This is a genomic window from Bradyrhizobium sp. AZCC 1693 (assembly GCF_036924745.1).
Taxonomy (GTDB): Bacteria; Pseudomonadota; Alphaproteobacteria; order Rhizobiales; family Xanthobacteraceae; genus Bradyrhizobium.
This window is the reverse complement of record NZ_JAZHSD010000001.1, coordinates 5834605-5856792: the sequence shown is the minus strand read 5'-3', so window position 1 is coordinate 5856792 and position 22188 is coordinate 5834605. Positions and strand designations below refer to the sequence as shown.

Here is a 22188-nt window from a genome sequence, read left to right as displayed (position 1 = left end):
GAGCTGGCCATGGAACTGTTTACAAACCAAGTCCTGGCCGGCATCGCCACGGGCGCGATCTATGCCTGTATGGCGCTCGCGGTCGTGATGATCTATCAGGCGATCGACCATCTGAATTTCGCCCAGGGCGAAATGGCGATGTTCTCGACCTTCATGTCCTGGCAGATGATGCAGTGGGGCGTGCCCTACTGGTGGGCCTTCATCCTCACGCTGGCACTCTCCTTTGTCGGCGGCATCGCGATCGAGCGCTTGCTGTTCAAGCCGCTCGCGAAGGCGCCGGTCTTGACCAACGTCGCCGGCTTCATCGCGCTGTTCGCCATCGTCAACTCGGTGGCCGGCCTGATCTGGGACTTCACCATCAAGCAGTATCCGACCCCGTTCGGATCTTCCCCCTTCCTCGGCAGCCAGCTGATCTCGACCCACCAGGCCGGCATGATCGGCGTCACCGTGCTGCTGCTGATCCTGCTGTTCCTGTTCTTCCAGTACACGCGGATGGGACTTGCGATGCGCGCGGCGGCCTCGCTACCTGAATCGGCCCGCCTGGTCGGTATCAATACCTCCTGGATGATCGCTCTCGGCTGGGGCATGGCGGCCGCCATCGGCTCCATCGCCGGCATGCTGATCGCACCGGTGGTGTTCCTGGAGCCGAACATGATGGGCGGCGTACTGATCTATGGTTTCGCCGCGGCCGTGCTCGGCGGCCTGACCTCGCCGCTCGGCGCCGTGATCGGCGGCTTCCTGGTCGGCGTCTTCGAAAATCTCGCCGGGACCTACATTCCCGGCGTCGGTAACGAGTTGAAACTTCCGATCGCGCTCGCGCTGATCATCACCGTATTGGTCGTCAAACCGGCTGGGCTGTTTGGCCGGCCCATCGTGAAGCGAGTTTGATCATGAGCGCTGTCGAAGACGTCGTCACAGAAGCACCGGCCGTCGAGGCTGTTCCGAAGCGGGCCATGACGCTAGGTCTGGGCACCTCGATCGTGGTGCTGGCCGCGCTGGTCATCGCGCCGCTGTTCGTCAAGAACTTCATCATCTTCCAGATGACGCAGATTCTGTACCTTGGGCTCGCGGTGCTCGCCCTGAACATCCTGACCGGCGGCAGCGGCCAGTTCTCACTCGGCCAGAGCGCGTTCTACGCGGTTGGCGCCTACACCTCGGCGATCCTGATGGAATATTCGGGCATGAACTATGCCTTGACGCTGCCGATCGCGGGACTGATCTGCTTCGCCTTCGGCTTCCTGTTCGGCCAGCCGGCGCTGCGGCTTTCCGGCGTCTACCTTGCGCTGGCAACATTCGCGCTCGCCACCGCGATGCCGCAACTGCTCAAGCTCGGATTTTTTGAGCATTGGACCGGCGGCGTACAGGGACTGGTCGTGACCAAGCCCGACGCGCCGTTCGGCCTGCCGATAGGGCAGGACATGTGGCTGTATTACTTCACGCTCGTGATCACGATCGGAATCTACGTCGCCTCGGTCAACCTGCTCCGTTCGCGCTCGGGCCGCGCCTTCATGGCTATCCGCGACAACGAAATCGCGGCATCTGCGATGGGCATTAACGTCGCGCTGTACAAGACGCTGGCGTTCGGCGTCTCGGCCGGCATTACCGGCATTGCCGGCGGCCTCGGGGCCATCGCCGTGCAGTTCGTGGCGCCTGACAGCTTCACGATCACGCTCGCGATCCAGCTGTTCCTCGGCATGGTCGTTGGCGGCGTCGGCTGGCTGCCCGGATCAATCGTCGGCGCCGCCTTCATCATCTTCGTGCCGAATGTCGCCGAGCACATCTCCAAAGGCCTCTCCGGCGCCGTATTCGGCGTGCTTCTGTTCCTCGTCATCTTCCTCGTGCCGCACGGGGCCAGGCAGGTCGCGCTGGTCGCCCAGCAGATCATCGGCAAACTGAAGAAGTAACCCACTCACTCAGGAGAAATGATGCGTCCCGCAACAATAAGAAGCGCCGCCTTCTGGACGGCGCTCATCACGTTCGCTGTCGCAAGCGGCAGTGCACTCGCCCAGAAGAAGTATGACACCGGCGCGACCGATACCGAAGTCAGGATCGGTCACATCGTGCCCTATAGCGGCCCCGCCTCCGCCTATGGCATCATCGGCAAGACCGAAGAAGCCTATTTCAAGATGATCAATGAGAACGGCGGTATCAACGGCCGCAAGATCAGGTTCATCTCGTATGACGACGCCTACAGCCCGCCGAAGGCCGTCGAGCAGGTGCGCAAGCTCGTCGAGAGCGACGAGGTGCTGGTGGTCTTCAATGCCCTCGGCACGCCGTCCAACACCGCGATCCAGAAATATCTGAACGCCAAGAAGGTGCCGCAACTGTTCGTCGCCACCGGCGCCACCAAGTGGAACGATCCGTCGCACTTTCCGTGGACCATCGGATGGCAGCCGAGCTACCAGAGCGAAGCGCGCATCTACGCCAAGTTCCTGATGAAGGAAAAGCCGGACGCCAAGGTCGCCGTGCTCTACCAGAACGACGATTTCGGCAAGGACTACCTCAAGGGCCTGAAGGATGGCTTCGCCGCCAAGGCATCGGCGATCGTCGCCGAGGAAAGCTACGAGGTCTCGGAGCCGACGATCGACAACCATATCGTCAAGCTCAAGGCCAGTGGCGCGGACGTCCTGATCAGCATCACGACGCCGAAATTCGCGGCGCAGACCATCAAGAAGATGGCCGAGGTCGACTGGAAGGCGCTCCAGATCGTGGCCAACGTCTCGACCTCGGTCGGCGCTGTCATGAGACCGGCGGGCTTCGAGAACGGACAAGGCGTCCTCTCGGCGCACTACGCCAAGGACGCCGGCGATGCGCAATGGAAAGACGACCCCGGGATGAAGAAGTTTCTCGCCTTCCTGGACAAGCACTATCCGGACGCCGACCGCACCAACAGCCAGGTGATCTATGGCTATGGTGCAGCCCAGACCCTGACCAAGATCCTCGAAATGTGCGGCGACGACCTGACCCGCGCCAACATCATGAAGCAGGCCGCGAACCTGAAGGACTTCACGCCCGACACGCTGTTGCCCGGCGTAAAGATCAACACGTCCGCCACCGACTTCGCGCCGATCGAGCAGCTTCAGATGATGCGCTTCAAGGGCGAGAAGTGGGACCTGTTCGGCGAGGTCATCAGCGGCGAGACGGCAACTCATTAATATTCCGCCGGACGGTAGTTTCCCGGGGATCAGACTAAATATCGCCTCCCGCGACGCCGTCGCGGGGGGGCTTTTTGTTGCTGGACAGGGCCGAAAGGTATTCAATGCCCTCAAGAGCCGCCAAGCGCTCCAATCAAAAAGAAGACGACACATCCATCGTGATCCCAGGGAGATCAAAATGTCCGTTATCAACTTGCGACTGGGAGCCTTTGCGGCTGCCCTCGCATTGCTCGCCGCGACCAGCAGCGGCGCATTGGCACAAAAGAAATACGACACCGGCGCCACCGACACCGAAATCAAGATCGGCAACATCATGCCCTACAGCGGGCCGGCCTCGGCCTACGGCGTGATCGGAAAAACCGAAGAGGCCTATTTCAGGAAGATCAATGCCGAGGGCGGCATCAACGGCCGCAAGATCAACTTCATCAGCTATGACGACGCCTACTCTCCGCCAAAGACGGTGGAGCAGGCGCGCAAGCTGGTCGAGAGCGACGAAGTGCTGCTGATCTTCAATTCGCTCGGCACGCCGCCGAACACCGCGATCCAGAAGTACCTGAACACCAAAAAGGTGCCGCAACTGTTCGTCGCTACCGGCGCCACCAAGTGGAACGACCCCAAGGAGTTTCCGTGGACCATGGGCTGGCAGCCCAACTACCAGAGCGAATCGCAGATTTACGCCAAGTACATTTTGAAGAACAACCCGAACGCCAAGATCGCCGTGCTCTATCAGAACGACGATTACGGCAAGGACTATCTGAAAGGCTTCAAGGACGGGCTCGGCGCCAAGGCGGCCTCGATGATCGTGATCGAGGAGAGCTACGAGGTTTCCGAACCGACCATCGACTCTCACATCGTCAAGATGAAAGCGACCGGCGCCGACGTCTTCTTCAACATCACCACGCCGAAATTCGCGGCGCAGGCGATCAAGAAGAATTCCGAGATCGGCTGGAAGCCGCTGCACTTCCTCAACAACGTTTCGGGCTCGATCGGCAGCGTGATGAAGCCGGCCGGCTTCGAGAATGGACAGGACATCATCTCGTCGCAATACTTCAAGGATCCGACCGACGCGCAATGGAAGAACGATGCCGCGATGAAGGCCTGGAACGAGTTTCTGGACAAGTATTATCCGGAAGCCAACCGCGCCGATGCGTCGGTGATGTACGCCTACATCGTTTCTCAAGGCCTGGTGCATGTCCTGAAGGCCTGCGGCGACGACCTGACCCGGGCCAACGTCATGAAGCAGGCGGCGAGCATCAAGGATCTCGAGCTTGGCGGCCTGTTGCCGGGCGTCAAGGTCAACACCTCGGCGACCGACTTTGCTCCGCTCTCACAACTGCAATTGATCCGTTTCAAGGGCGAGACCTGGGAACGCTTCGGCGAGATTCTGAGCAGCGACACCGGCGGCTAACGCTTCATAGCAGCCTACAGAAGAAGCAGCCCCTGCGGCCTTGCCGCAGGGGCTTTTTGTTGTGAGGCCTCCGGCAAGATGCTAATCACGACGGCGCCAAAAGAGCTTCGTTAAAGAGGCCTGACGGTTGGATTTGATAAATGAAAAGGGAGAGACAGAAATGTCCACAATGAAAAAACTTGCGGTTGTTTCAACCGCGTTTGGATTACTCGCGGCAACTTCGAGCGGCGTGCTCGCACAGAAGAAGTACGATCCCGGTGCGAGCGATACCGAAATCAAGATCGGCAACATCATGCCCTACAGCGGACCGGCTTCCGCCTACGGCGTGATCGGCAAGACCGAAGAGGCCTACTTCAAGAAGGTCAACGCCGAGGGCGGCATCAACGGCCGCAAGATCAACTTCATCAGCTATGACGACGCCTACTCTCCGCCGAAGACGGTGGAGCAGGCGCGCAAGCTGGTCGAGAGCGATGAAGTCCTCCTCATCTTCAATCCGCTCGGCACGCCGCCGAACTCAGCGATCCAGAAGTACCTGAACACCAAGAAGGTGCCGCAACTGTTCGTCGCGACCGGCGCCACCAAGTGGAACGATCCGAAGAATTTTCCCTGGACGATGGGCTGGCAGCCCAACTACCAGAGCGAAACGCAGATCTATGCGAAGTACATTCTCAAGGAGAAGCCGAACGCCAAGGTCGCGGTGCTCTACCAGAACGACGATTACGGCAAGGACTATCTGAAAGGCTTCAAGGACGGCCTCGGCGCCAAGGCCGCCTCGATGATCGTGATCGAGGAAAGCTACGAAGTCTCCGAGCCGACTATCGACTCCCACATCGTCAAGCTGAAGGCGACCGGCGCCGACGTGTTCATCAACATCACCACGCCGAAATTCGCGGCGCAGGCGATCAAGAAGAATTCCGAGATCGGCTGGAAGCCGCTGCACTTCCTCAACAACGTGTCGGCCTCGATTGGCAGCGTCATCAAGCCGGCCGGCATGGAGAACGCCCAGGACATCATCTCCTCGCAATACCTGAAGGATCCGACGGATGCGCAGTGGAAGGATGATGCGGGCATGAAGGCCTGGAACGAGTTTCTGGACAAATATTATCCGGAAGCCAACCGAGCCGATGCGTCTGTGATGTTCGGCTATACCGTCGCCCAGGGTCTCGTGCATGTGTTGAAGGCCAGTGGCGATAATCTCACGCGCGAGAACGTCATGAAGCAGGCGGCCAGCATCAAGGACCTCGAACTCGGCGGCCTCTTGCCGGGCATCAAGGTCAACACTTCGGCGACCGACTTTGCCCCGATCTCTTCCGTGCAGTTGATCCGGTTCAAGGGCGAGACCTGGGAACGCTTCGGCGAAATCCTCTCCGGCGACGCCGGCGGCTAGTTATTTGAGAATCTGATCGGCCCATTTGCGGGCCAGAAGCGCCCCCGCGGGCTCCTGCGGGGGTTTTCTTTTGCGGCGATTGGATGGATAACCTGACTTCCCGTCCCTCTTCGTCCCCGAGCAGACATGACCGACCGGCGTCCCCTCCTGCGTGCGATATTTGACGCGGCCGTTGCGGCCGCACATCCCGACGTCGTGCTCTCGGCGCATCTGCGGCCCGCACCGAAAGGCCGCGTGATCTGCCTTGCCGCCGGCAAGGGCGCGGCTGCGATGGCCGCTGCGGCCGAACGGCACTATCTCGATACGCTTGGGCTCGATCCCGCGCGACTGACCGGTCTTGCCACCACGCGCCACGGCCACGGCGTGCCGACGCGGCGGATCAGGGTTATCGAGGCAGGCCATCCCGTGCCCGACGAAGCCGGGCTGAAAGCCGCCGACGATACGCTGCGTCTCGCGGCCGAGGCGACCGCCGACGATCTGCTGCTGGTGCTGCTGTCCGGCGGCGGCTCTGCGAACTGGATCGCGCCGGCCGACGGCGTTTCGTTCGCGCAGAAGCAGCAGGTTAACCGCGCGCTACTGCGTTCGGGCGCGCCGATCGGCGAGATGAATATCGTCCGCAAGCATCTGTCGCGGATCAAGGGCGGACGGCTGGCCCGCGCCGGACAGCGCGCTGCCGAGATCGTGACGCTGGCGATCTCCGACGTGCCGCACGACGATCCTTCCGCGATTGCATCTGGACCGACGGTGCCGGATCCGAGTACGCTGGCGGATGCCCGCGCGCTGGTGGCTCGGTATAATCTCACGGTCGACGATGCCGTCAGGCGCGCCCTCGAAGATCCCGGGAATGAGAGCTGCAAGCCCGGCGATGCCGCATTTGCCCGCGCGCAATTCGAGATGATCGCGAAACCGAAGGCTTCGCTCGACGCCGCCATCAAGGTCGCCAAGGACGCGGGCTATGAAGTCATCGGCCTTGGCGCAGACCTCGAAGGCGAGGCGCGCGACGTTGCGGCCGAGCATGCGCGCCTGGCGCTGAAAGCGCACAGCGAAGGCAAACGCATCGCGATCCTTTCGGGCGGCGAACTCACGGTGACCGTGCGCGGCAACGGCCGTGGCGGCCCGAACCAGGAATATGCGCTGGCGCTGGCGGACCTGCTGAAGGACACGTCAGGCATTGTGGCGCTGGCCGCCGACACCGACGGCGCCGACGGCGGCGCCGGCAGCGCAACCGATCCGGCCGGCGCCGTGATCGATCAGGCCACATTTGCGAAGATGAAATCGCTTGGCCTCGACCCTGCGGCGTATCTCGCCAACAACGATGCCACCGCGTTCTTTTCCGCTACCGGCGATCTGTTGCTGACCGGCCCGACGCTCACCAACGTCAACGACGTCAGGGTGATCCTGGTGGACCCCGACTAGGTTTTCCGCGCGGCTTCCGGCACCCTGTACGAGTTAAAACGGCGTTAACGCTTTGTTGAGCATGTTGCGGGGAACCGGCGCGCAGCTGCCCAACTCAAAGCTGCGATTCACCAGCTTGGCTTCTAATGGTCGCTCTCCTGGAGGGAGGAGAGTTGCCGATAGCGGCTGGGGAAACGCTATATGACGAATCACGGCCAGATAACCGCCTCGCGGTCGGCATCCTTGAGTGCGCGGCTCGAAGAGGCGATCAACCATTTATCGCTCGGGATCGTCGTCTTCGACGAAAAGCGCGAAGTCATTTTCTGCAACGAGCGTTACAGGGAAATGTACGCCCTGTCGCCTGAACAGGTGCAGCCGGGAACCCCGACCCGCGAACTGATCCGGCACCGGCTGAAGCTCGGCCTGAAGGTGCAGGTCGCGGTAGATGATTACATCCGCGAGCGCGTCGGCCGCGACATCGCCCTTGATACCACGGTGCAGGAATTCACCGACGGCCGGACCATCGCCTACACCGTCTATCCGATGCCCGGCGGCGGCGGGATGGCGACCCACGAGGACATCACCGAGCGTGAAGAGCTCAACGGCCGGCTGAAGAAGCAGTATGAACTCGGCAGGGAGCAGGAAGAGACGCTGCGCGTCAGGAACTTCCAGTTCGACACCGCCATCAACAACATGTCGCAGGGGCTGTGCTTCTTCGATTCCGATCACCGGCTGATCGTCTGCAACGATCGCTTTGTCGAGATGTATGATATCCCGCCCGAGCGCGTCAGCCCCGGCATGTCGCTGATCGAGATCGTCGACCTGAGGTTCGAAGCCGGCAGCTTTCCCGCCATGACGCGGGACGAATATCTGCGCTGGCGCACCAACGTCGCGGTTTCCAACGAAGCGAAAGACAGCATTGTCGGATTGATGAACGGGCGCACCTTCAAGATCCGTCACCGCCCGATGCCCGGCGGCGGCTGGGTCGCGACGCACGAGGACATCACCGAGCAGCACCAGTCCGAGGTCAAGATCGAATACATGGCGCACCATGATGCGCTGACCGATCTCGCCAACCGGGTGCTTTTGAACGATCGGCTCGAACACGCACTGGGCCGGGTTCAGCACGCGGAAATGGTCGCCGTCCATCATCTCGACCTCGATCAGTTCAAGGCCGTCAACGATATGTTCGGCCATCCCTGCGGCGACAAGCTGCTGAGGATCGTCGCCGAACGGCTACGCGGCCTCGTTGGTGAGGCCGACACAATCGCGCGGATGGGCGGCGATGAATTCGTGATCGTGCAGGCCGCGATCGCAGATCCCGCCGAAGCCACATCGCTGGCGCAGCGTGTCATCGATGCGCTGAGCGAGCCCTATGACATCGACGGCCAGCAGGCCGTGATCGGCGTCAGCATCGGTATTTCGGTCGGCCCCGGCGACGGGTCGAACCCCGACAAATTGCTGCGCAACGCCGACCTCGCGCTTTACCGCGCCAAGAGCGACGGCCGCGGCACGTTCCGTTTCTTCGAGCCCGCGATGGATTTGCAGATGCAGACCCGCCGCGTCATGGAGCAGGACTTGCGCAAGGCGCTTCCGGCAGGCGAGTTCGAGCTGCACTACCAGCCGGTGGTCAACCTGGCGAGCAAGGAAATAAGCGGCTTTGAAGCCTTGATACGCTGGAATCATCCGGCCAAAGGGTTGATCTCGCCGGCCACCTTTATTCCATTGGCCGAAGAGATCGGCTTCATCGTCCCGATGGGCGAGTGGGTCATCCGGCAGGCCTGCGCCACCGCGGCGCAATGGCCCGACAACCTTCACGTCGCCGTCAATATTTCGGCGATCCAGTTTCGCAGCCTCGGCCTGATGCAGGTGATCGTCGGTGCGCTCGCCGCCTCCGGCCTCGCGCCTACGCGGCTGGAGATCGAAATCACTGAGAGCGTGCTGCTCCACAACAAGGAAGCGACGCTCGCCGTGCTGCATCAGTTGCGCGCGCTCGGGATCCGGATCGCGATGGACGATTTCGGCACCGGATATTCGTCGCTGACGTACCTGCAGAGCTTTCCGTTCGACAAGATCAAGATCGACCGCTCGTTCGTCAAGAACATCACTGAGGATTCGAGCTCGCTCACCATCGTGCGGGCGGTTGCCGCGCTCGCCAATGGCATGGGCATGACGGCCACCGCCGAGGGCGTGGAAACCGCGGAGCAGCTCCACAGCATCGCCTCCGAAGGATGCACGGAGATGCAGGGCTTCCTGTTCAGCAAGCCGCTTCCCGCCGCCGAGATCGAGCGGCAATTCCTGTCGGGACGCGGGCCGCGCGATATCCAAGGCCGTATCGTCGCGGCCTGATCGGGTTACACCGTCATTCCGGGGCGCGAAGCGAACTACGATGTGCAATTGCACATCGGAGAATCTCGAGATTCCCCGATGCGCAATTGCGCATCTGAGGTCTGGTCCTTCGGACCATTCCGGAATGACGGACACTCAAAACTCCGCGGCGATCTTCGACAGCATTTCGAGCAGGGCGACGCGATTGGCAGGGCCCAGCAATTCGTTGAGCCGCGCCTCGTGCTTGCTGGCAACGAGCTTCTTGGCGCGCGCCAGCACCGCCCTTCCCTTGTCGGTCAGAACCAGGATGTGCGAGCGGCGGTCGTTGGTCGAGCGCATCCGGGCGCACAGGCCGCGGCTCTCCAGCGCATCCAGCATCGATACGAAATTCGGCCTGAGGATGCCGAGCGTGTTGGCGATTTCGGTCTGGTTGCGTCCGGGGTTGCGGTCGAGCAGCAGCAGCACCGAGAATTGCGCCGGCGTCAGTTGCAGCGGCGCGACGCAGCGCAGAAAATCCTCGAACACCTTGAGCTGCGCGCGCTTGAGCGAATAGCCGAGCAGTTCGGCCAGTTCGCCCAGTTGCAGCCCGGTATTGCCAGCAGCGCCATCCGCAGCGCCGCCCGCAATTTCCTTGCCATTGCTGCGCGACGGCTTGACGGCATCGGTCGCTGCCTTGGAAACTGTCATGGCGTGAGGCTCGCACCCGAAAAGGGCCCGGCCGGCGGCCGGGGCCTTGATGTTATATTTGATAATTGTTATTGAATATATCAAATATCGGCGGCGTTCAACTGCCGAGATATGGGATGGCCGGCGGACCGACGAGGTCAGGACCGGCGACGCTTTTAGGGGGAGCGCCAGTCTTGAACATGACGATCATGCTGTTCCTGCTGCAGGACGGCATCACCAATGGCGCGATCTATGCGCTGCTCGGGCTGGCGCTGGTGCTGGTATTTGCCGTCACGCGCGTCATCCTGATCCCGCAGGGCGAATTCGTCACGTTCGGCGCGCTCAGCTATGCCGTGCTGGCGACCGGCAAGGTGCCAGGCACCGCGTGGCTCGCCATGGCGATGGGCGTGGTCGCCTTCGGGCTCGATCTGTTCGACGCGCGGCGATCGCTGCGGCTCAGGAAGGTCTTGCGCTCCCTTGCCCTCAACATCGTCCTGCCGGCTGCCATCCTGGCGCTGAGCTACGGGTTCGCCAGTCCCACGGCCCCGATTGCGGTCAACATCGCGCTGTCGCTTTTGATCGTCGCGGCGATCGGGCTGTTCCTCTACCGCATCGCATTCCAGCCAATCGCCCATACCTCGGTGCTGGTGCTGCTGATCGCGTCCGTCGGCTGCCATCTCGCTTTGCAGGGCCTGGGGCTGGTTTTCTTCGGCGCCGAAGGCCTGCGCGGGCCGGCACTGTCCAATACCGCATTGACGATCGGCCCGCTGCGCTTCACCGGCCAGAGCCTGGCGGTCTATGGGCTGACGATTGCCTTCATCATAGCGCTCTGGCTGTTCTTCGGCTTCACGCGGATGGGCAAGGCGCTGCGCGCCACCGCCGTCAACCGGCTCGGCGCCCGCCTCGTCGGCATCCGCACCACGCTGTCGGGACAGATCGCCTTCCTGCTGGCGTCCCTGATCGGCGCGATTTCCGGCATCCTGATCGTGCCGATCACCACGCTCTATTACGACACCGGCTTCCTGATCGGCCTGAAAGGCTTCATTGCCGCGATCATCGGCGGGCTGGTGAGCTATCCGCTGACCGCGGTGGCGGCGTTGATCGTCGGCAGCGTCGAGGCCTTTTCCTCGTTCTACGCCAGCAATTTCAAGGAGGTCATCGTCTTTACGCTGATCCTTCCCGTGCTGGTGCTGCGTTCGCTCGCAGCGCCCGCGGTCGAGGAAGAGAAGGACTGACGGCGATGAACCAACGGCTTCCTCTCATCATCTTCGCGCTCGTCATGGCGGCGATCCCGTTCATTCCGGGCGTACCGCCGTTCTGGATCGTGCTGCTCAACAATATCGGCCTCGCCGCGCTGGTGGCGATGGGGCTGGTGCTGCTGACCGGCGTCGGCGGCCTCACTTCATTCGGCCAGGCCGCGTTCTGCGGCTTCGGCGCCTATACCACGGCGGTACTGACCACCGCCTACGGCTTCTCACCATGGCTGACATTGCCGCTCTCGCTGCTGGTCAGCGGCATCGCCGCCGTCTTGCTCGGCATCGTTACCGTAAGGCTCTCCGGCCACTATCTGCCGCTCGGCACCATCGCCTGGGGCATCGGGCTGTTTTATCTGTTCAGCAAGCTGGAATTCCTCGGCCGCAATGACGGTATATCGGGCATCCCGCCGCTCTCGATCGGCAGCTTCCGGATGCTCGATCCCGGCACGATCTATTTCGCAATCTGGATCGGAGTACTGATCTCGGCATTGCTGACCATGAACCTGCTGGACTCCCGCACCGGCCGCGCGATCCGCGCGCTGCGGCGCGGGCACATCGCCGGCGAAGCGTTTGGCGTGCAGACGCCGCGGGCCAAGCTTCTGGTGTTCATCTATGCGGCGGTTCTCGCCGGCCTGTCCGGCTGGCTCTATGCGCATTTCCAGCGCGCCGCCAACCCGACGCCGTTCGGCGCGCAGGCCGGTATCGAATACCTGTTCATCGCCGTGGTCGGCGGCGCCGGCTATGTCTGGGGCGCGGTGCTCGGCGCCGGGATCGTCGTCATCCTGAAAGAGGTGCTGCAGAGCTACCTGCCCTATATTTTTGGCGGCCAGAGTCAGCTCGAGACCATCGTATTCGGCATCCTGCTGGTCGTGTTGCTGCAACTGGCGCCGACCGGCGTCTGGCCCTGGCTGATGGCAAGGCTGCCGATCAAGCCGGGCCGCAAGATGCCCGACACGTCGCTTCCCCTTGCCAAGCGCGAGCGCGCGCCGGCTTCTGCCGCCGCGCTGCTGCAGATCGAGAAAGCGCGAAAGCAGTTCGGCGGCGTGATCGCGGTCAACGACGTCTCCTTCGACGTCGGGGCGCGCGAGATCGTCGCGCTGATTGGTCCCAACGGCGCCGGCAAGAGCACGACCTTCAACCTGATCACGGGCGTGCTGACCACGACCGGCGGCACCATCTCGGTGCTCGGCCACAAGGTCGACAACGCCCCGCCGCAGGAGGTGGTAAAACTCGGCGTCGCCCGCACCTTCCAGCACGTCAAGCTGGTGCCCGACATGACCGTGCTGGAGAACGTCGCGATCGGCGCGCACCTGCGCGGATCTTCGGGCGCGATATCAAGCATGTTCCGGCTCGACCGGGCCGACGAGGCAAAACTGCTGGCGGAAGCCGCGCGCCAGATCGAGCGCGTCGGCCTCGGCGACCAGATCGACCAGTTGGCGGGAAGCCTCTCGCTCGGCCAGCAGCGCATCGTCGAAATTGCGCGCGCGCTGTGCGTCGATCCGCTGCTGCTGTTGCTCGACGAGCCTGCCGCGGGATTGCGCCATATGGAGAAGCAGCGGCTCGCTGCGCTGCTCCGTCAATTGCGCGACGGCGGCATGTCGGTGCTGCTGGTCGAGCACGACATGGGCTTTGTGATGGACCTCGCCGACCGCATCGTGGTGCTGGATTTCGGCACCAAGATCGCCGAGGGCACGCCGGCGGCAATCAAGACCAACCCCGACGTAATCAAGGCCTATCTCGGAGCCACCGCATGAGCGCGCTGTTATCGGTCTCCGACGCCCATGTTTCCTACGGCAAGGTCGAAGCCGTGCGTTCGGTTTCGCTCGACGTCGCTGACAACGAGATCGTCACCATCATCGGCGCCAACGGCGCCGGCAAGACCACGCTGCTGAACGCGATCATGGGCGTGCTGCCGCTCAGGGGCGCCACCGCCTTCGCAGGCCTGGACATGGCCCCGTTCGACATCGAGGATCGCGTCGCGGCGGGCTTGTGTCTGGTGCCCGAGCACCGCGAATTGTTCGGCACCATGAATGTCGAAGACAATCTGGAGCTCGGCGCCTTCCGGATTCCAAAGGCCACGGCGGCAAAATCGTTCGAGCGCGTCTACACGCTGTTTCCGCGGCTGAAGGAGCGGCGCAAGCAACTGGCCGGCACGCTGTCGGGCGGCGAGCAGCAGATGCTGGCGATGGGCCGCGCTTTGATGGGCACGCCAAAACTGTTGATGCTGGACGAACCGAGCCTCGGGCTGGCGCCGATCATCGTTGCCGACATCTTCCGCACCATCGGCGAACTGCGCGCCGCCGGCGTGTCGGTGCTCTTGGTCGAGCAGAACGCACAAGCGGCTCTCAAAATCGCCGACCGCGCTTATGTTATGGAACTCGGCGAATTCATTCTTGCCGGATCGGCCAAGGATATCGCCAGCAATCAGCGCGTCGCGGCGAGCTATCTCGGCTTCCAGCACGAGGGCACGAGCGCAATTTAGCGCATCATGATGGCTCGCGGCGTACTGCCTCGGGATGAGGGTGCCGGGTCATGCACCTTGGCGGGCAGACGAGGCTAACGAAGCCTTAAGCATGATATGAGTTCCAGCCACGCCGTAGTGAGTTGTACAACTACCCGAACACTCGCGACCTCTTATCCTTACCAAAGTCATAGTCACTTGCCACCCGGCGCCGGGGGCCAATGGCGGCTGACGGGATAGCAAGGTTGGACGATGCGCGCTTCCGATTGCCCTGACGTCGAGACCACCGAATTTTTGCTGGCGGCGCTCGAACAGGCGAGCGAGGCCGTCGTCATTGTCGACAGCGATCTGCGCATCAGCCACTTCAACACCGCCGCCGAATCGATCTGGGGCGTGCGGCGCGCGGAGGTTCTCGGCTGCGATGCCCGCTGTCTTGGGTTCAACGACCTGCGAAACAGCACCAGTGCGGAGTTCACGATCCGCCGCAGCGACGGCAGCCGGATCCGGGCTCAGCTATCGGTATCGCGCGTCGAGATGGACGGCGGAAGCAACTACATGGTCTTTGTTCGCGACATCACCGCCGAGGTCGAGCGGCGCGAGCGGATCGCGCTTCTGAACCTGGTGGCCGACAAGACCACCCGCGCCGTCGTCGTCACCGATCGCAACCTGCGCGTCGTCTACACCAACGCGGCGTTCTCGGGAATGCTCGGATACACGGCCGCGCAAGCGGAAGGACGGCAGGCCAACCAGTTGCTCGCCGGACGATTTACCGACCGCAGGACCCTGCTCCGGTTGCGTCGCCGCATCTGCGACGGCTGCGGCGACGAGGAGGAAGTCCTCGCCTACGACAAGAACGGCAACGAGATCTGGGTCTCGGCCATGGTCAAGGCGTTCCGCAACGATCGCGGGCGCATCAAATACGTATTCGCCCTGTTGAGCGATATCAGCGAGAGCAAGCAGCTGAGGTCGCTGCAGCAACTGATCATGGGCGCGCTGGCCGACGAACTCCCGCTCACCGAGATTGCCGACCAGCTTTGCCGGCGTGTCGAAGCGATCGCGCCTGATGTCGTTGCTTCCGTGCTGCATGTCGATTCCGACGGGCTGGTGCACCCGCTGGGTGGACCGAGCCTGCCCGACGACTATTCCCGCGCACTCGAGGGTGTTGCCGTTGGTCCGGACATCGGCTCGTGTGGATCGGCCGCGTATTACGGGAAGCCGGTGCTGGCGTCCGACATCGATAACGATCCGCGCTGGCAGCCGTTCAAGGCGATGCCGCTCGCGGCCGGACTGAAAGCCTGCTGGTCGACGCCGATCAAGGCCAAGGACGGCCGCGTGATCGGGACCTTTGCGTTCTATTTCAGGGAGCGCCGGGCGCCGAGCCGGTGGCATCAGCGGATTGTCGACGCCTGCGTTCACCTCGGTGCGCTGGCGATCGAGCGCAAGGAAGCGCGCGCCCAGATCGCGCGGCTCGCCTACCATGACATGCTGACCGGGCTGCCGAACCGCGCGCAGTTGCGTGAGTTGATCAACCAGGCCATCGACGACTGCGCGCCGGGAAAGCAGCTCGCGCTGGTGTTCCTGGATCTCGATCATTTCAAGGACGTCAACGACACCCTCGGACATTCGGCGGGCGATGCCTTGCTGATCGAGTTCGCAAAACGGCTGCGCACCCGTATCCAGCCGTCCGACCTGCTGGGGCGCCTGAGCGGCGACGAGTTCGTCATCGTGTTGCCGAATTGCGATCCGGCGCGCGCCTCGCTGGTCGCCTCCCACATCACCGAAACACTGACGTCGCCGCTCTGGATCGACAACAGGCAGGTGCCGATTTCGGCCAGCATGGGCATCAGCATCTATCCCGACAACGCCACGGATATCGACACGCTGATACAGCAGGCCGATGCAGCGATGTACAAGGCCAAGCAGGCAGGCCGCTCCACCCACCGCTTCTTCAGCGCCGACATGAATCGGCTTGCCGAGAAGCGGCTCGTGCTCAGCGCGGCACTCCGCCAGGCTATCGCAAATGACAAGTTGAGGCTCGTCTATCAACCGCAGACTCGAACCGTCGACGGCGCCCTCTACGGCGTCGAAGCGCTGTCGCGCTGGCACGATCCTGATCTTGGCGAAGTCCCGCCTTCGAAATTCATTCCGCTGGCCGAGGAAGTCGGCCTGATCGAGCAGATCGGCCTATGGTCGATCCGCGAGGCGTGCCGGCAAATGGCCGCGTGGCGCCATGCCGGACTGGACGTCCCCTGCGTGGCGGTCAACCTGTCGCCGCTCAATTTCCAGAATGCGAAGCTCGCCGCAGTGGTGGCGGAAACCATCGCGGCCAATGGCCTGCCGCCTGAAACATTGATGCTCGAGATCACCGAAGGCGTGCTCGTGAACGAACGTTCCGCCGCGATCGAGACCATGAATGCGATACGCAAGCTCGGCGTCGGCCTGTCGCTGGACGATTTCGGGACCGGCTATTCGAGCCTGAGCCGGCTGGCGCACCTGCCGATCCGCGAATTGAAGATCGACCGCAGCTTCATGTACAACATCGAGCGCGACGCCAGTGCACTCGCGATCGCCACCGCCGTCGTCCGCATCGGCCAGAGCCTGAAAATGGCCGTCGTCGCCGAGGGCGTCGAAACCGAGGGACAACGCAGGCTGCTGGCCGACCTCGGCTGCGACGTCATGCAGGGCTATCTCTGCGCGCCCGCGATGTCGCCCGAAGCGTTCGAGCGCTGGCTGCTCGACCACGTCGCCGAACAGGCGCGGGTGATGCGCAGGAGCGTCGAGGAAGCCCGCTCGCAACCGACGCCTTCGCTGCTGATTGCGTCCACTGGTGGTTAGGTGAGTAGTCGCCGGCTTCCGTAAGGTGGGCAAAGGCGCACTTGCGCCGTGCCCACCATCTCTCTTGTCCGTCGATCTATGGTGGGCACGCCAACGCTTTGCCCACCCTACAGACCGTGCGCCCTCACTTCGCCGGAATGTACTTTCCGTCCTTCACCGTCAAAATGATGCGCGAGCGGTCGTCGAGGCCGTAGCGATCCTTTTCGGTGAAGTTGTAGACGCCCTGGCTGGCGGCGATTTCCTTTTCCGACATCAGCGCCAGGCGGATCGCTTCGCGGAATTCCGGCGTACCCGGCTTCGCTTTCTTCAGCGCCACCGGCACCACGCGCTTCAACACTTCGAAGGCGTCGTAGGAATGGCCGGCGAACTGGCTGCGGCTGTTGGCGCCATACTTGGCTTCATAGGCGGTGTTGAGCGCCAGCCCCGGCTTCTTGGTCAGTGCACTGTCGGGCTGGGTTTCCGGCGACATCACCGGACCCGACGCCATGATCACGCCTTCAGCCGCGGCGCCCGCGATGCGGATGAAGTCCATGCTGGCGGCGCCGTGGGTCTGGTAGATCAGGCCCTTGTAGCCGCGATCGCGCAACGTGGTCTGCGGCAGCGCCGCGGCGGTGCCGGAGGCGCCGACCAGGATCGCGTCGGGATTGGCGGCGAGCAGCTTCAGAACCTGTCCTGCGACCGACGTATCCGGGCGTGCAAAACGCTCCTCGGTGGCGAGCGTCATTCCCATCGGTATGGCTTGGGCCTTGAAGTCGTTGAACCAGAGATCGCCGTAGGAATCGGAGTAGCCGATATAGCCGACGCTCTTGATGCCGTGCGCCTTCATGTGCTCGTACAGCACCTTGCCCATGATCGGGATAGGCTGCGGCATGGCGACCGACCATTTGATGCGCGCCTCGTTGATCGGGAATGGCGCAAGGCCGATATGCGGAATGCCCGCCTCGTTCGCGACCGTCGCAACCGCGACCGTCGAGGGCGTCGTCGACGAGCCCATGATAATGTCGGCCTTGGATTCGGTGACGAAGCGCCGCGTATTTGTTGTCGCTGTGGTGGGATCACCGCCGTCGTCGAGCGTGATGATCTTGATCGGCACGCCGCCGATTTCCTTCGGCACGAAGTCAAGCGAGTTGCGCTCGGGAATGCCGAGCGCCGCCGCGGGTCCGGTGGTGGTGATGGAGATGCCGACCGTGATCTCGCTGGTTTGCGCCATCGCGGGCAAGCCCGTCAGAGCAAGCGCCGCCACGACGGAAGCCGCGGACAGAAAAACCTTCTTCATTCATTCCTCCCTGGATTATCTATTTATCGTTTAAGCAAAGTCCATTGAGCTATTCAGCCCCTTCTTTAGGTCATGCGGGAATGTGAGTCAGCCCCGCATGAACCGCTCGATGATCTCCGGCGGCATCGGGGCCGATTTCAGCTTCGAGGGGTCGTCCGGATGCTTGCCGACCAGCACGCGGGTCTCGAACGCCTCGATCGCCAGGGCCTCGCCCTTGAACACATTGTGAACCACCTCGAAAGAGGATCGCTTGAAACTGTCGATCCGGCTTTCGATCCTGATCCAGTCGCCATGGGTCGAGGGGATGTGAAATTTCGCCCGCGTGTCCACCATGGGGATGCCGACCAGGCCATATTTGTGGATGAGGTCCTGCTTCGAATAACCGGCGGCTTCGAACATGATCGACGTCGAATCGTCGAACATCGCGAAATAACGCGGGTAGTAAACGATGTTGGCGGGGTCGCAATCGCCCCACTGGATCTGCACGTCGCGCCGGTTGACGAACATGGGCTGAAATGTCCTAGCGCGGCGCCATGCGAAGCGCGGCATCGAGCCGCACCACTTCGCCGTTCAAATAAGGGTTGTCGATCATGTGCAGCGCCAGCGAGGCGAACTCGTCGGCCTGGCCGAGCCGGCGCGGGAACGGGATCGAGGCGGCGAGCGAGTCTTGCGCTTCCTGCGGCAGGTTGGCGAGCAGCGGCGTGAGGAAAAGGCCCGGGGCGATCGTCAGCACGCGGATGCCGAACTGCGCCAGCTCGCGCGCGATCGGCAGCGTCATGGCGACGATGCCGCCCTTCGAGGCCGAATAGGCTGATTGGCCGATCTGGCCGTCATAGGCCGCGACGGAAGCCGTGGAAATCACCACGCCACGCTCGCCGGTCGACAGCGGCTCCAGTTTCGACATGCCAGCCGTCGCCAGCCGCAGCATGTTGAAGGACCCGATCAGGTTGACCTTGATCACCCTGTCGAAATCAGCCAGCGCCATCGGGCCTTCCTTGCCGATGACGCGCTTGGCGACGCCGATGCCGGCGCAGTTCACCAGCACGCGCGCCGGGCCGTGAGCGGCAGCAGCCTTGGCGATCGCGGCTTCGGCCGAGGCCGCATCGGAAACGTCGCAGATCGCGGCGACGCCGCCGATCTCGGCGGCAACGTCCTCAGCAAGTTGTGCGTTGAGATCGCAGACCGCGACCTTGGCGCCCTGCGCCGCGAGGCGGCGTGCGGTGGCGGCGCCCAATCCCGATGCGCCGCCGGTGACGATGGCGGCCTGGTCCTTCAACTGCATGGTGTGCTCTCCCTGACAAACTCAGTTACGAATTCGGCTACAGTGTAATCACCTGCGCCGGCGGCGCGGGCGAATAAATCTCCTCGATCAGCGCGCTGCGGTTTTCCAGCACCGCGCGCTGGTTGATCGAGCCCTTGTCGGTGACCTCGCCGCGATCGATCGACAGCGGCCTATCGAGCAGCACCGCGCGCGTAATCCGGGTCGACGAGCCCGTGGCGCCAGCCACCAGCGCTTGGAAACGTTCGCGGAAGGCCGCAACGATCAGCGGATCGGACGCAGCAGTGGCAAGATCGTCTGGCGGGAGCGTTGGATTGATCAGGCGGCAGCCGTCGAGGTCGAGTACCACCAGCGCCGATATTTCGTCACGGTTGATGCCGGCAATGACGACGTCGCGCACCAGCGGCGCGCAAGCGCCGACGAAACGCGCCCGCAACGGCCCAACGCTGACCCAGGTCCCGCTGGCGAGCTTGAAGTCTTCGCCGGTGCGGCCGTCGAAATCGAACCCGGCGTCGAAATTATCGGGGTCGACCGGCTTCAGCGCATCGCCCATTTTGTAGAAGCCTTCCTCGTCGAAGGCCTTCGCCGTCATGTCAGGCTGACGCCAGTAGCCCGGCATCACGTTCGGCCCTTTGGCGCGAACCTCCAGCTTGCCGTTGTTGGGTACGAGTTTCGCGTCATTGCCCAGCACCGGCAGCCCGACATGGCCGGAGCGGCTGGTGTGCGGATTGACCGACATGAAGAACGGCGCGGTTTCGGTGGCGCCGAGTCCAGTCAGCATCGGCACGCGATAGCCGGTTTCCTGAACGGAAAGCTCGTCGAGGCTGTTCCAGACAAAGGCCGACAGCGCCGCGCCCGAGAAGAACATCGCATGGAGGCGAGCAAAGAATTTCTTCCGCAAGCCTGCATCGTCGCGCAGATAGGGCAGCAGCGATTCATAGCCCTTGGGCACGTTGAAATAGACCGTCGGCGAAATCTCCTGGAGATTGCGCACGGTCTCCTCGATGCCGCCGGGCATCGGCTTGCCCTCGTCGAGATACATCGAGCCGCCATTGTACAGCGTCAGCCCGATATTGTGATTGCCGCCAAACGTGTGGTTCCACGGCAGCCAGTCGACGATAACCGGCGGCTCGTCCTTCAAAAACGCCAGCGTCTCGCGCAGCATCACCTGGTTGGCGCAGATCATCCGCTGGGTGTTGATGACCGCCTTCGGGTTGCCCGTCGAACCCGACGTCAGCAGGAATTTTGCGATCGTGTCCGGGCCGATCGCCTCGTGCACGGCATCGAGGCGCGGATGCAGCGGCGTTGCCATCAGATCCGCCAGTGTGGTGACGTCGCGGCCGGCCACGGCGCCGCGCGAGGCCGCGATTTCGGTGCCGAACGATACGTTGGCGGCCAGCGCATCGGCAAATTTCGTGGCGTCGTCGGCGAACACGAGGCCCGGCGTCAGAAGCTTCATCAGATAGCCGAGCTTGCCGTAGTCCCGCGACACCAGCGAATAGGCCGGCGATACCGGACAGAAGGGAATGCCCGCATAGAGCGCGCCGAACGCGATCAATGCGTGATCGACCGAGTTACCGGAGAGAATGACGACCGGCTTCTCGGCCGACAGGCCGCGGGCCAGCAGCGCAGATGCGATGTGCCGCGAGGAGGAGAGCAACTCCGCATAGGTGATCTGCCGCCAGCCCCGTGCTGCGTTCCGCTCCGCCATGAAGACCCGATCGGGCGCGGCTGCGGCCCAATGATGCAGGCGGTCGGTGATGCGCACAGGATAGTCGAGCAACTGCGCCTTCGGGCGCAGATAAATGGTGCCGTCGTCGCGGCGCTCGACATGCACCGCGGGCGTGCCGAACGAAATCGGGCGCAGCGGATGACCGCCAGCGCGCGCGGCGGATTCGGTCGAGGCGGACATGCTGGGCGTTGCGCTCATTCAGGTCGGCTTCACCTTTGCGGTCTTGTGATCGAGAAACGCGCGAATGCGGCGCTTGGCTTCCTTGTCGCTCTGCGCCACCGTCGCCATCAGGGATTCCATCAAAAGGCCCGTTTGCGGATTGGCCTCCGCGATCATCGGCAACGCCTGCAGCACCGCAAAATTTGTCAGCGGCGCGTTCGCAGCCACTCTTTCGGCGAGTTCCAGCGCCTTCGGCAGCGCCCCGCCGGCTTCGGTGAGATATTGCGAGAAGCCATAGGCCGAGCCTTCGGTGGCCGAGTAGACCCGCCCCGTCAGCATCATGTCGATCATCCGCGCCACGCCGATCAGCCGCGGCAGCCGCACCGATCCGCCGCCACCGACGAAAATGCCGCGCTGGCCCTCGGGCAGCGCGAAATAGGCGCTAGGTTCGGCGACGCGGATATGCGCCGCGCAGGCCAGTTCCAGGCCGCCACCGATCACCGCGCCCTTCAGCGCCGCGATCACGGGGATGCGGCTATACTGGATACGGTCGAACACCCGGTGCCACATCTGGGAGTGCCGCAAGCCCTCGGTGGCGTCGTGCTCGGTCAGTTCGGACAGATCGAGGCCGGATGAGAAATGGTCACCGACGCCATGGATGACCACGGCGCCTGTCCCCTCGGGGAGATTGGCGAAGCAATCCTGGATCGCGAGGATGATGCCGTCATTCAGCGCGTTGCGCTTGGCCGGGCGGTTGAGGCCCACGGTCAGCACCGCGCCCTTCTGCTCGATCTTGAGCAGGTCGGATGAACCCGCGGCGGCGGTGGAGGCGTTTCCCATGGGCGTATTTT

General features: G+C 63.1%; 17 protein-coding genes. 11 read left to right on the top strand and 6 right to left on the bottom strand.

Features of this window, described 5'->3' with window-relative positions:
- The first annotated feature begins 9 nt into the window (after positions 1 to 9).
- From V1293_RS27725 to V1293_RS27695, 7 genes are all read left to right on the top strand, one after another.
- A complete protein-coding gene (locus V1293_RS27725) occupies positions 10 to 888 on the top strand; it encodes a branched-chain amino acid ABC transporter permease (RefSeq protein WP_334513902.1) in 879 nt (292 codons plus the stop codon).
- Positions 889 to 890: 2 nt separating this feature from the next.
- Positions 891 to 1904: a branched-chain amino acid ABC transporter permease gene (locus V1293_RS27720; protein ID WP_334513900.1), complete on the top strand. Its 1014-nt coding sequence runs from the start codon at positions 891 to 893 to the stop codon at positions 1902 to 1904.
- Between the two features lie 21 nt (positions 1905 to 1925).
- Positions 1926 to 3155, top strand: a complete 1230-nt coding sequence (locus V1293_RS27715) for an ABC transporter substrate-binding protein (RefSeq protein WP_334513898.1) — start codon at positions 1926 to 1928, stop codon at positions 3153 to 3155.
- Positions 3156 to 3333: 178 nt separating this feature from the next.
- Positions 3334 to 4563, top strand: coding sequence for an ABC transporter substrate-binding protein (locus V1293_RS27710; RefSeq protein WP_334513896.1), 1230 nt, complete (start codon positions 3334 to 3336; stop codon positions 4561 to 4563).
- 160 nt (positions 4564 to 4723) lie between these two features.
- Positions 4724 to 5950: an ABC transporter substrate-binding protein gene (locus V1293_RS27705; RefSeq protein WP_334513894.1), complete on the top strand. Its 1227-nt coding sequence runs from the start codon at positions 4724 to 4726 to the stop codon at positions 5948 to 5950.
- Positions 5951 to 6076: 126 nt separating this feature from the next.
- A complete protein-coding gene (locus V1293_RS27700) occupies positions 6077 to 7366 on the top strand; it encodes a glycerate kinase type-2 family protein (RefSeq protein WP_334513893.1) in 1290 nt (429 codons plus the stop codon).
- Positions 7367 to 7546: 180 nt separating this feature from the next.
- Entirely contained in the window at positions 7547 to 9694 is a 2148-nt protein-coding gene (locus V1293_RS27695; RefSeq protein WP_334513891.1) for a sensor domain-containing protein, read from the top strand.
- A 135-nt stretch (positions 9695 to 9829) separates the two neighbouring features.
- Here V1293_RS27695 and V1293_RS27690 read toward each other — a convergent pair whose 3' ends face one another.
- On the bottom strand, positions 9830 to 10360 hold the full coding sequence (locus V1293_RS27690; protein WP_334513889.1) for a MarR family winged helix-turn-helix transcriptional regulator: 531 nt from the start codon (positions 10358 to 10360) through the stop codon (positions 9830 to 9832).
- Positions 10361 to 10533: 173 nt separating this feature from the next.
- Between V1293_RS27690 and V1293_RS27685 the strand changes: the two genes are divergently transcribed.
- From V1293_RS27685 to V1293_RS27670, 4 genes are all read left to right on the top strand, one after another.
- Positions 10534 to 11574 carry a branched-chain amino acid ABC transporter permease gene (locus V1293_RS27685; RefSeq protein ID WP_334513887.1) on the top strand — a complete coding sequence of 347 codons (1041 nt, stop codon included), beginning with the start codon at positions 10534 to 10536 and terminating at the stop codon, positions 11572 to 11574.
- A gap of 5 nt (positions 11575 to 11579) precedes the next feature.
- Positions 11580 to 13349, top strand: coding sequence for a branched-chain amino acid ABC transporter ATP-binding protein/permease (locus V1293_RS27680; RefSeq protein ID WP_334513885.1), 1770 nt, complete (start codon positions 11580 to 11582; stop codon positions 13347 to 13349).
- Positions 13346 to 14077, top strand: a complete 732-nt coding sequence (locus tag V1293_RS27675; RefSeq protein ID WP_334513883.1) for an ABC transporter ATP-binding protein — start codon at positions 13346 to 13348, stop codon at positions 14075 to 14077. Before V1293_RS27680 ends, V1293_RS27675 begins: the two co-directional genes overlap by 4 nt.
- A 231-nt stretch (positions 14078 to 14308) precedes the next feature.
- Positions 14309 to 16891, top strand: a complete 2583-nt coding sequence (locus tag V1293_RS27670; protein ID WP_334513881.1) for an EAL domain-containing protein — start codon at positions 14309 to 14311, stop codon at positions 16889 to 16891.
- Between the two features lie 124 nt (positions 16892 to 17015).
- Here V1293_RS27670 and V1293_RS27665 read toward each other — a convergent pair whose 3' ends face one another.
- From V1293_RS27665 to V1293_RS27645, 5 genes are all read right to left on the bottom strand, one after another.
- Positions 17016 to 18167: an ABC transporter substrate-binding protein gene (locus tag V1293_RS27665; RefSeq protein WP_334513879.1), complete on the bottom strand. Its 1152-nt coding sequence runs from the start codon at positions 18165 to 18167 to the stop codon at positions 17016 to 17018.
- Positions 18168 to 18254: 87 nt separating this feature from the next.
- Positions 18255 to 18674, bottom strand: a complete 420-nt coding sequence (locus V1293_RS27660) for an acyl-CoA thioesterase (protein WP_334513877.1) — start codon at positions 18672 to 18674, stop codon at positions 18255 to 18257.
- Positions 18675 to 18687: 13 nt separating this feature from the next.
- Complete coding sequence (locus V1293_RS27655) at positions 18688 to 19449, bottom strand: SDR family NAD(P)-dependent oxidoreductase (RefSeq protein WP_334513875.1); 762 nt, start codon at positions 19447 to 19449, stop codon at positions 18688 to 18690.
- Between the two features lie 37 nt (positions 19450 to 19486).
- Positions 19487 to 21376 carry a feruloyl-CoA synthase gene (locus V1293_RS27650; RefSeq protein WP_334513873.1) on the bottom strand — a complete coding sequence of 630 codons (1890 nt, stop codon included), beginning with the start codon at positions 21374 to 21376 and terminating at the stop codon, positions 19487 to 19489.
- On the bottom strand, positions 21377 to 22177 hold the full coding sequence (locus V1293_RS27645) for a crotonase/enoyl-CoA hydratase family protein (RefSeq protein WP_334513871.1): 801 nt from the start codon (positions 22175 to 22177) through the stop codon (positions 21377 to 21379).
- Between the last annotated feature and the right edge of the window lie 11 nt (positions 22178 to 22188).

Excerpts from the sequence above, each read along its gene's own strand:
- V1293_RS27725 (WP_334513902.1), top strand. The coding sequence starts at position 10 with ATGGAACTGTTTACAAACCAAGTCCTGGCCGGCATCGCCACGGGCGCG.
- V1293_RS27720 (WP_334513900.1), top strand. The coding sequence starts at position 891 with ATGAGCGCTGTCGAAGACGTCGTCACAGAAGCACCGGCCGTCGAGGCT.
- V1293_RS27715 (WP_334513898.1), top strand. The coding sequence starts at position 1,926 with ATGCGTCCCGCAACAATAAGAAGCGCCGCCTTCTGGACGGCGCTCATC.
- V1293_RS27710 (WP_334513896.1), top strand. The coding sequence starts at position 3,334 with ATGTCCGTTATCAACTTGCGACTGGGAGCCTTTGCGGCTGCCCTCGCA.
- V1293_RS27705 (WP_334513894.1), top strand. The coding sequence starts at position 4,724 with ATGTCCACAATGAAAAAACTTGCGGTTGTTTCAACCGCGTTTGGATTA.
- V1293_RS27700 (WP_334513893.1), top strand. The coding sequence starts at position 6,077 with ATGACCGACCGGCGTCCCCTCCTGCGTGCGATATTTGACGCGGCCGTT.
- V1293_RS27695 (WP_334513891.1), top strand. The coding sequence starts at position 7,547 with ATGACGAATCACGGCCAGATAACCGCCTCGCGGTCGGCATCCTTGAGT.
- V1293_RS27690 (WP_334513889.1), bottom strand. The coding sequence starts at position 10,360 with ATGACAGTTTCCAAGGCAGCGACCGATGCCGTCAAGCCGTCGCGCAGC.
- V1293_RS27680 (WP_334513885.1), top strand. The coding sequence starts at position 11,580 with ATGAACCAACGGCTTCCTCTCATCATCTTCGCGCTCGTCATGGCGGCG.
- V1293_RS27675 (WP_334513883.1), top strand. The coding sequence starts at position 13,346 with ATGAGCGCGCTGTTATCGGTCTCCGACGCCCATGTTTCCTACGGCAAG.
- V1293_RS27670 (WP_334513881.1), top strand. The coding sequence starts at position 14,309 with ATGCGCGCTTCCGATTGCCCTGACGTCGAGACCACCGAATTTTTGCTG.
- V1293_RS27665 (WP_334513879.1), bottom strand. The coding sequence starts at position 18,167 with ATGAAGAAGGTTTTTCTGTCCGCGGCTTCCGTCGTGGCGGCGCTTGCT.
- V1293_RS27660 (WP_334513877.1), bottom strand. The coding sequence starts at position 18,674 with ATGTTCGTCAACCGGCGCGACGTGCAGATCCAGTGGGGCGATTGCGAC.
- V1293_RS27655 (WP_334513875.1), bottom strand. The coding sequence starts at position 19,449 with ATGCAGTTGAAGGACCAGGCCGCCATCGTCACCGGCGGCGCATCGGGA.
- V1293_RS27650 (WP_334513873.1), bottom strand. The coding sequence starts at position 21,376 with ATGAGCGCAACGCCCAGCATGTCCGCCTCGACCGAATCCGCCGCGCGC.
- V1293_RS27645 (WP_334513871.1), bottom strand. The coding sequence starts at position 22,177 with ATGGGAAACGCCTCCACCGCCGCCGCGGGTTCATCCGACCTGCTCAAG.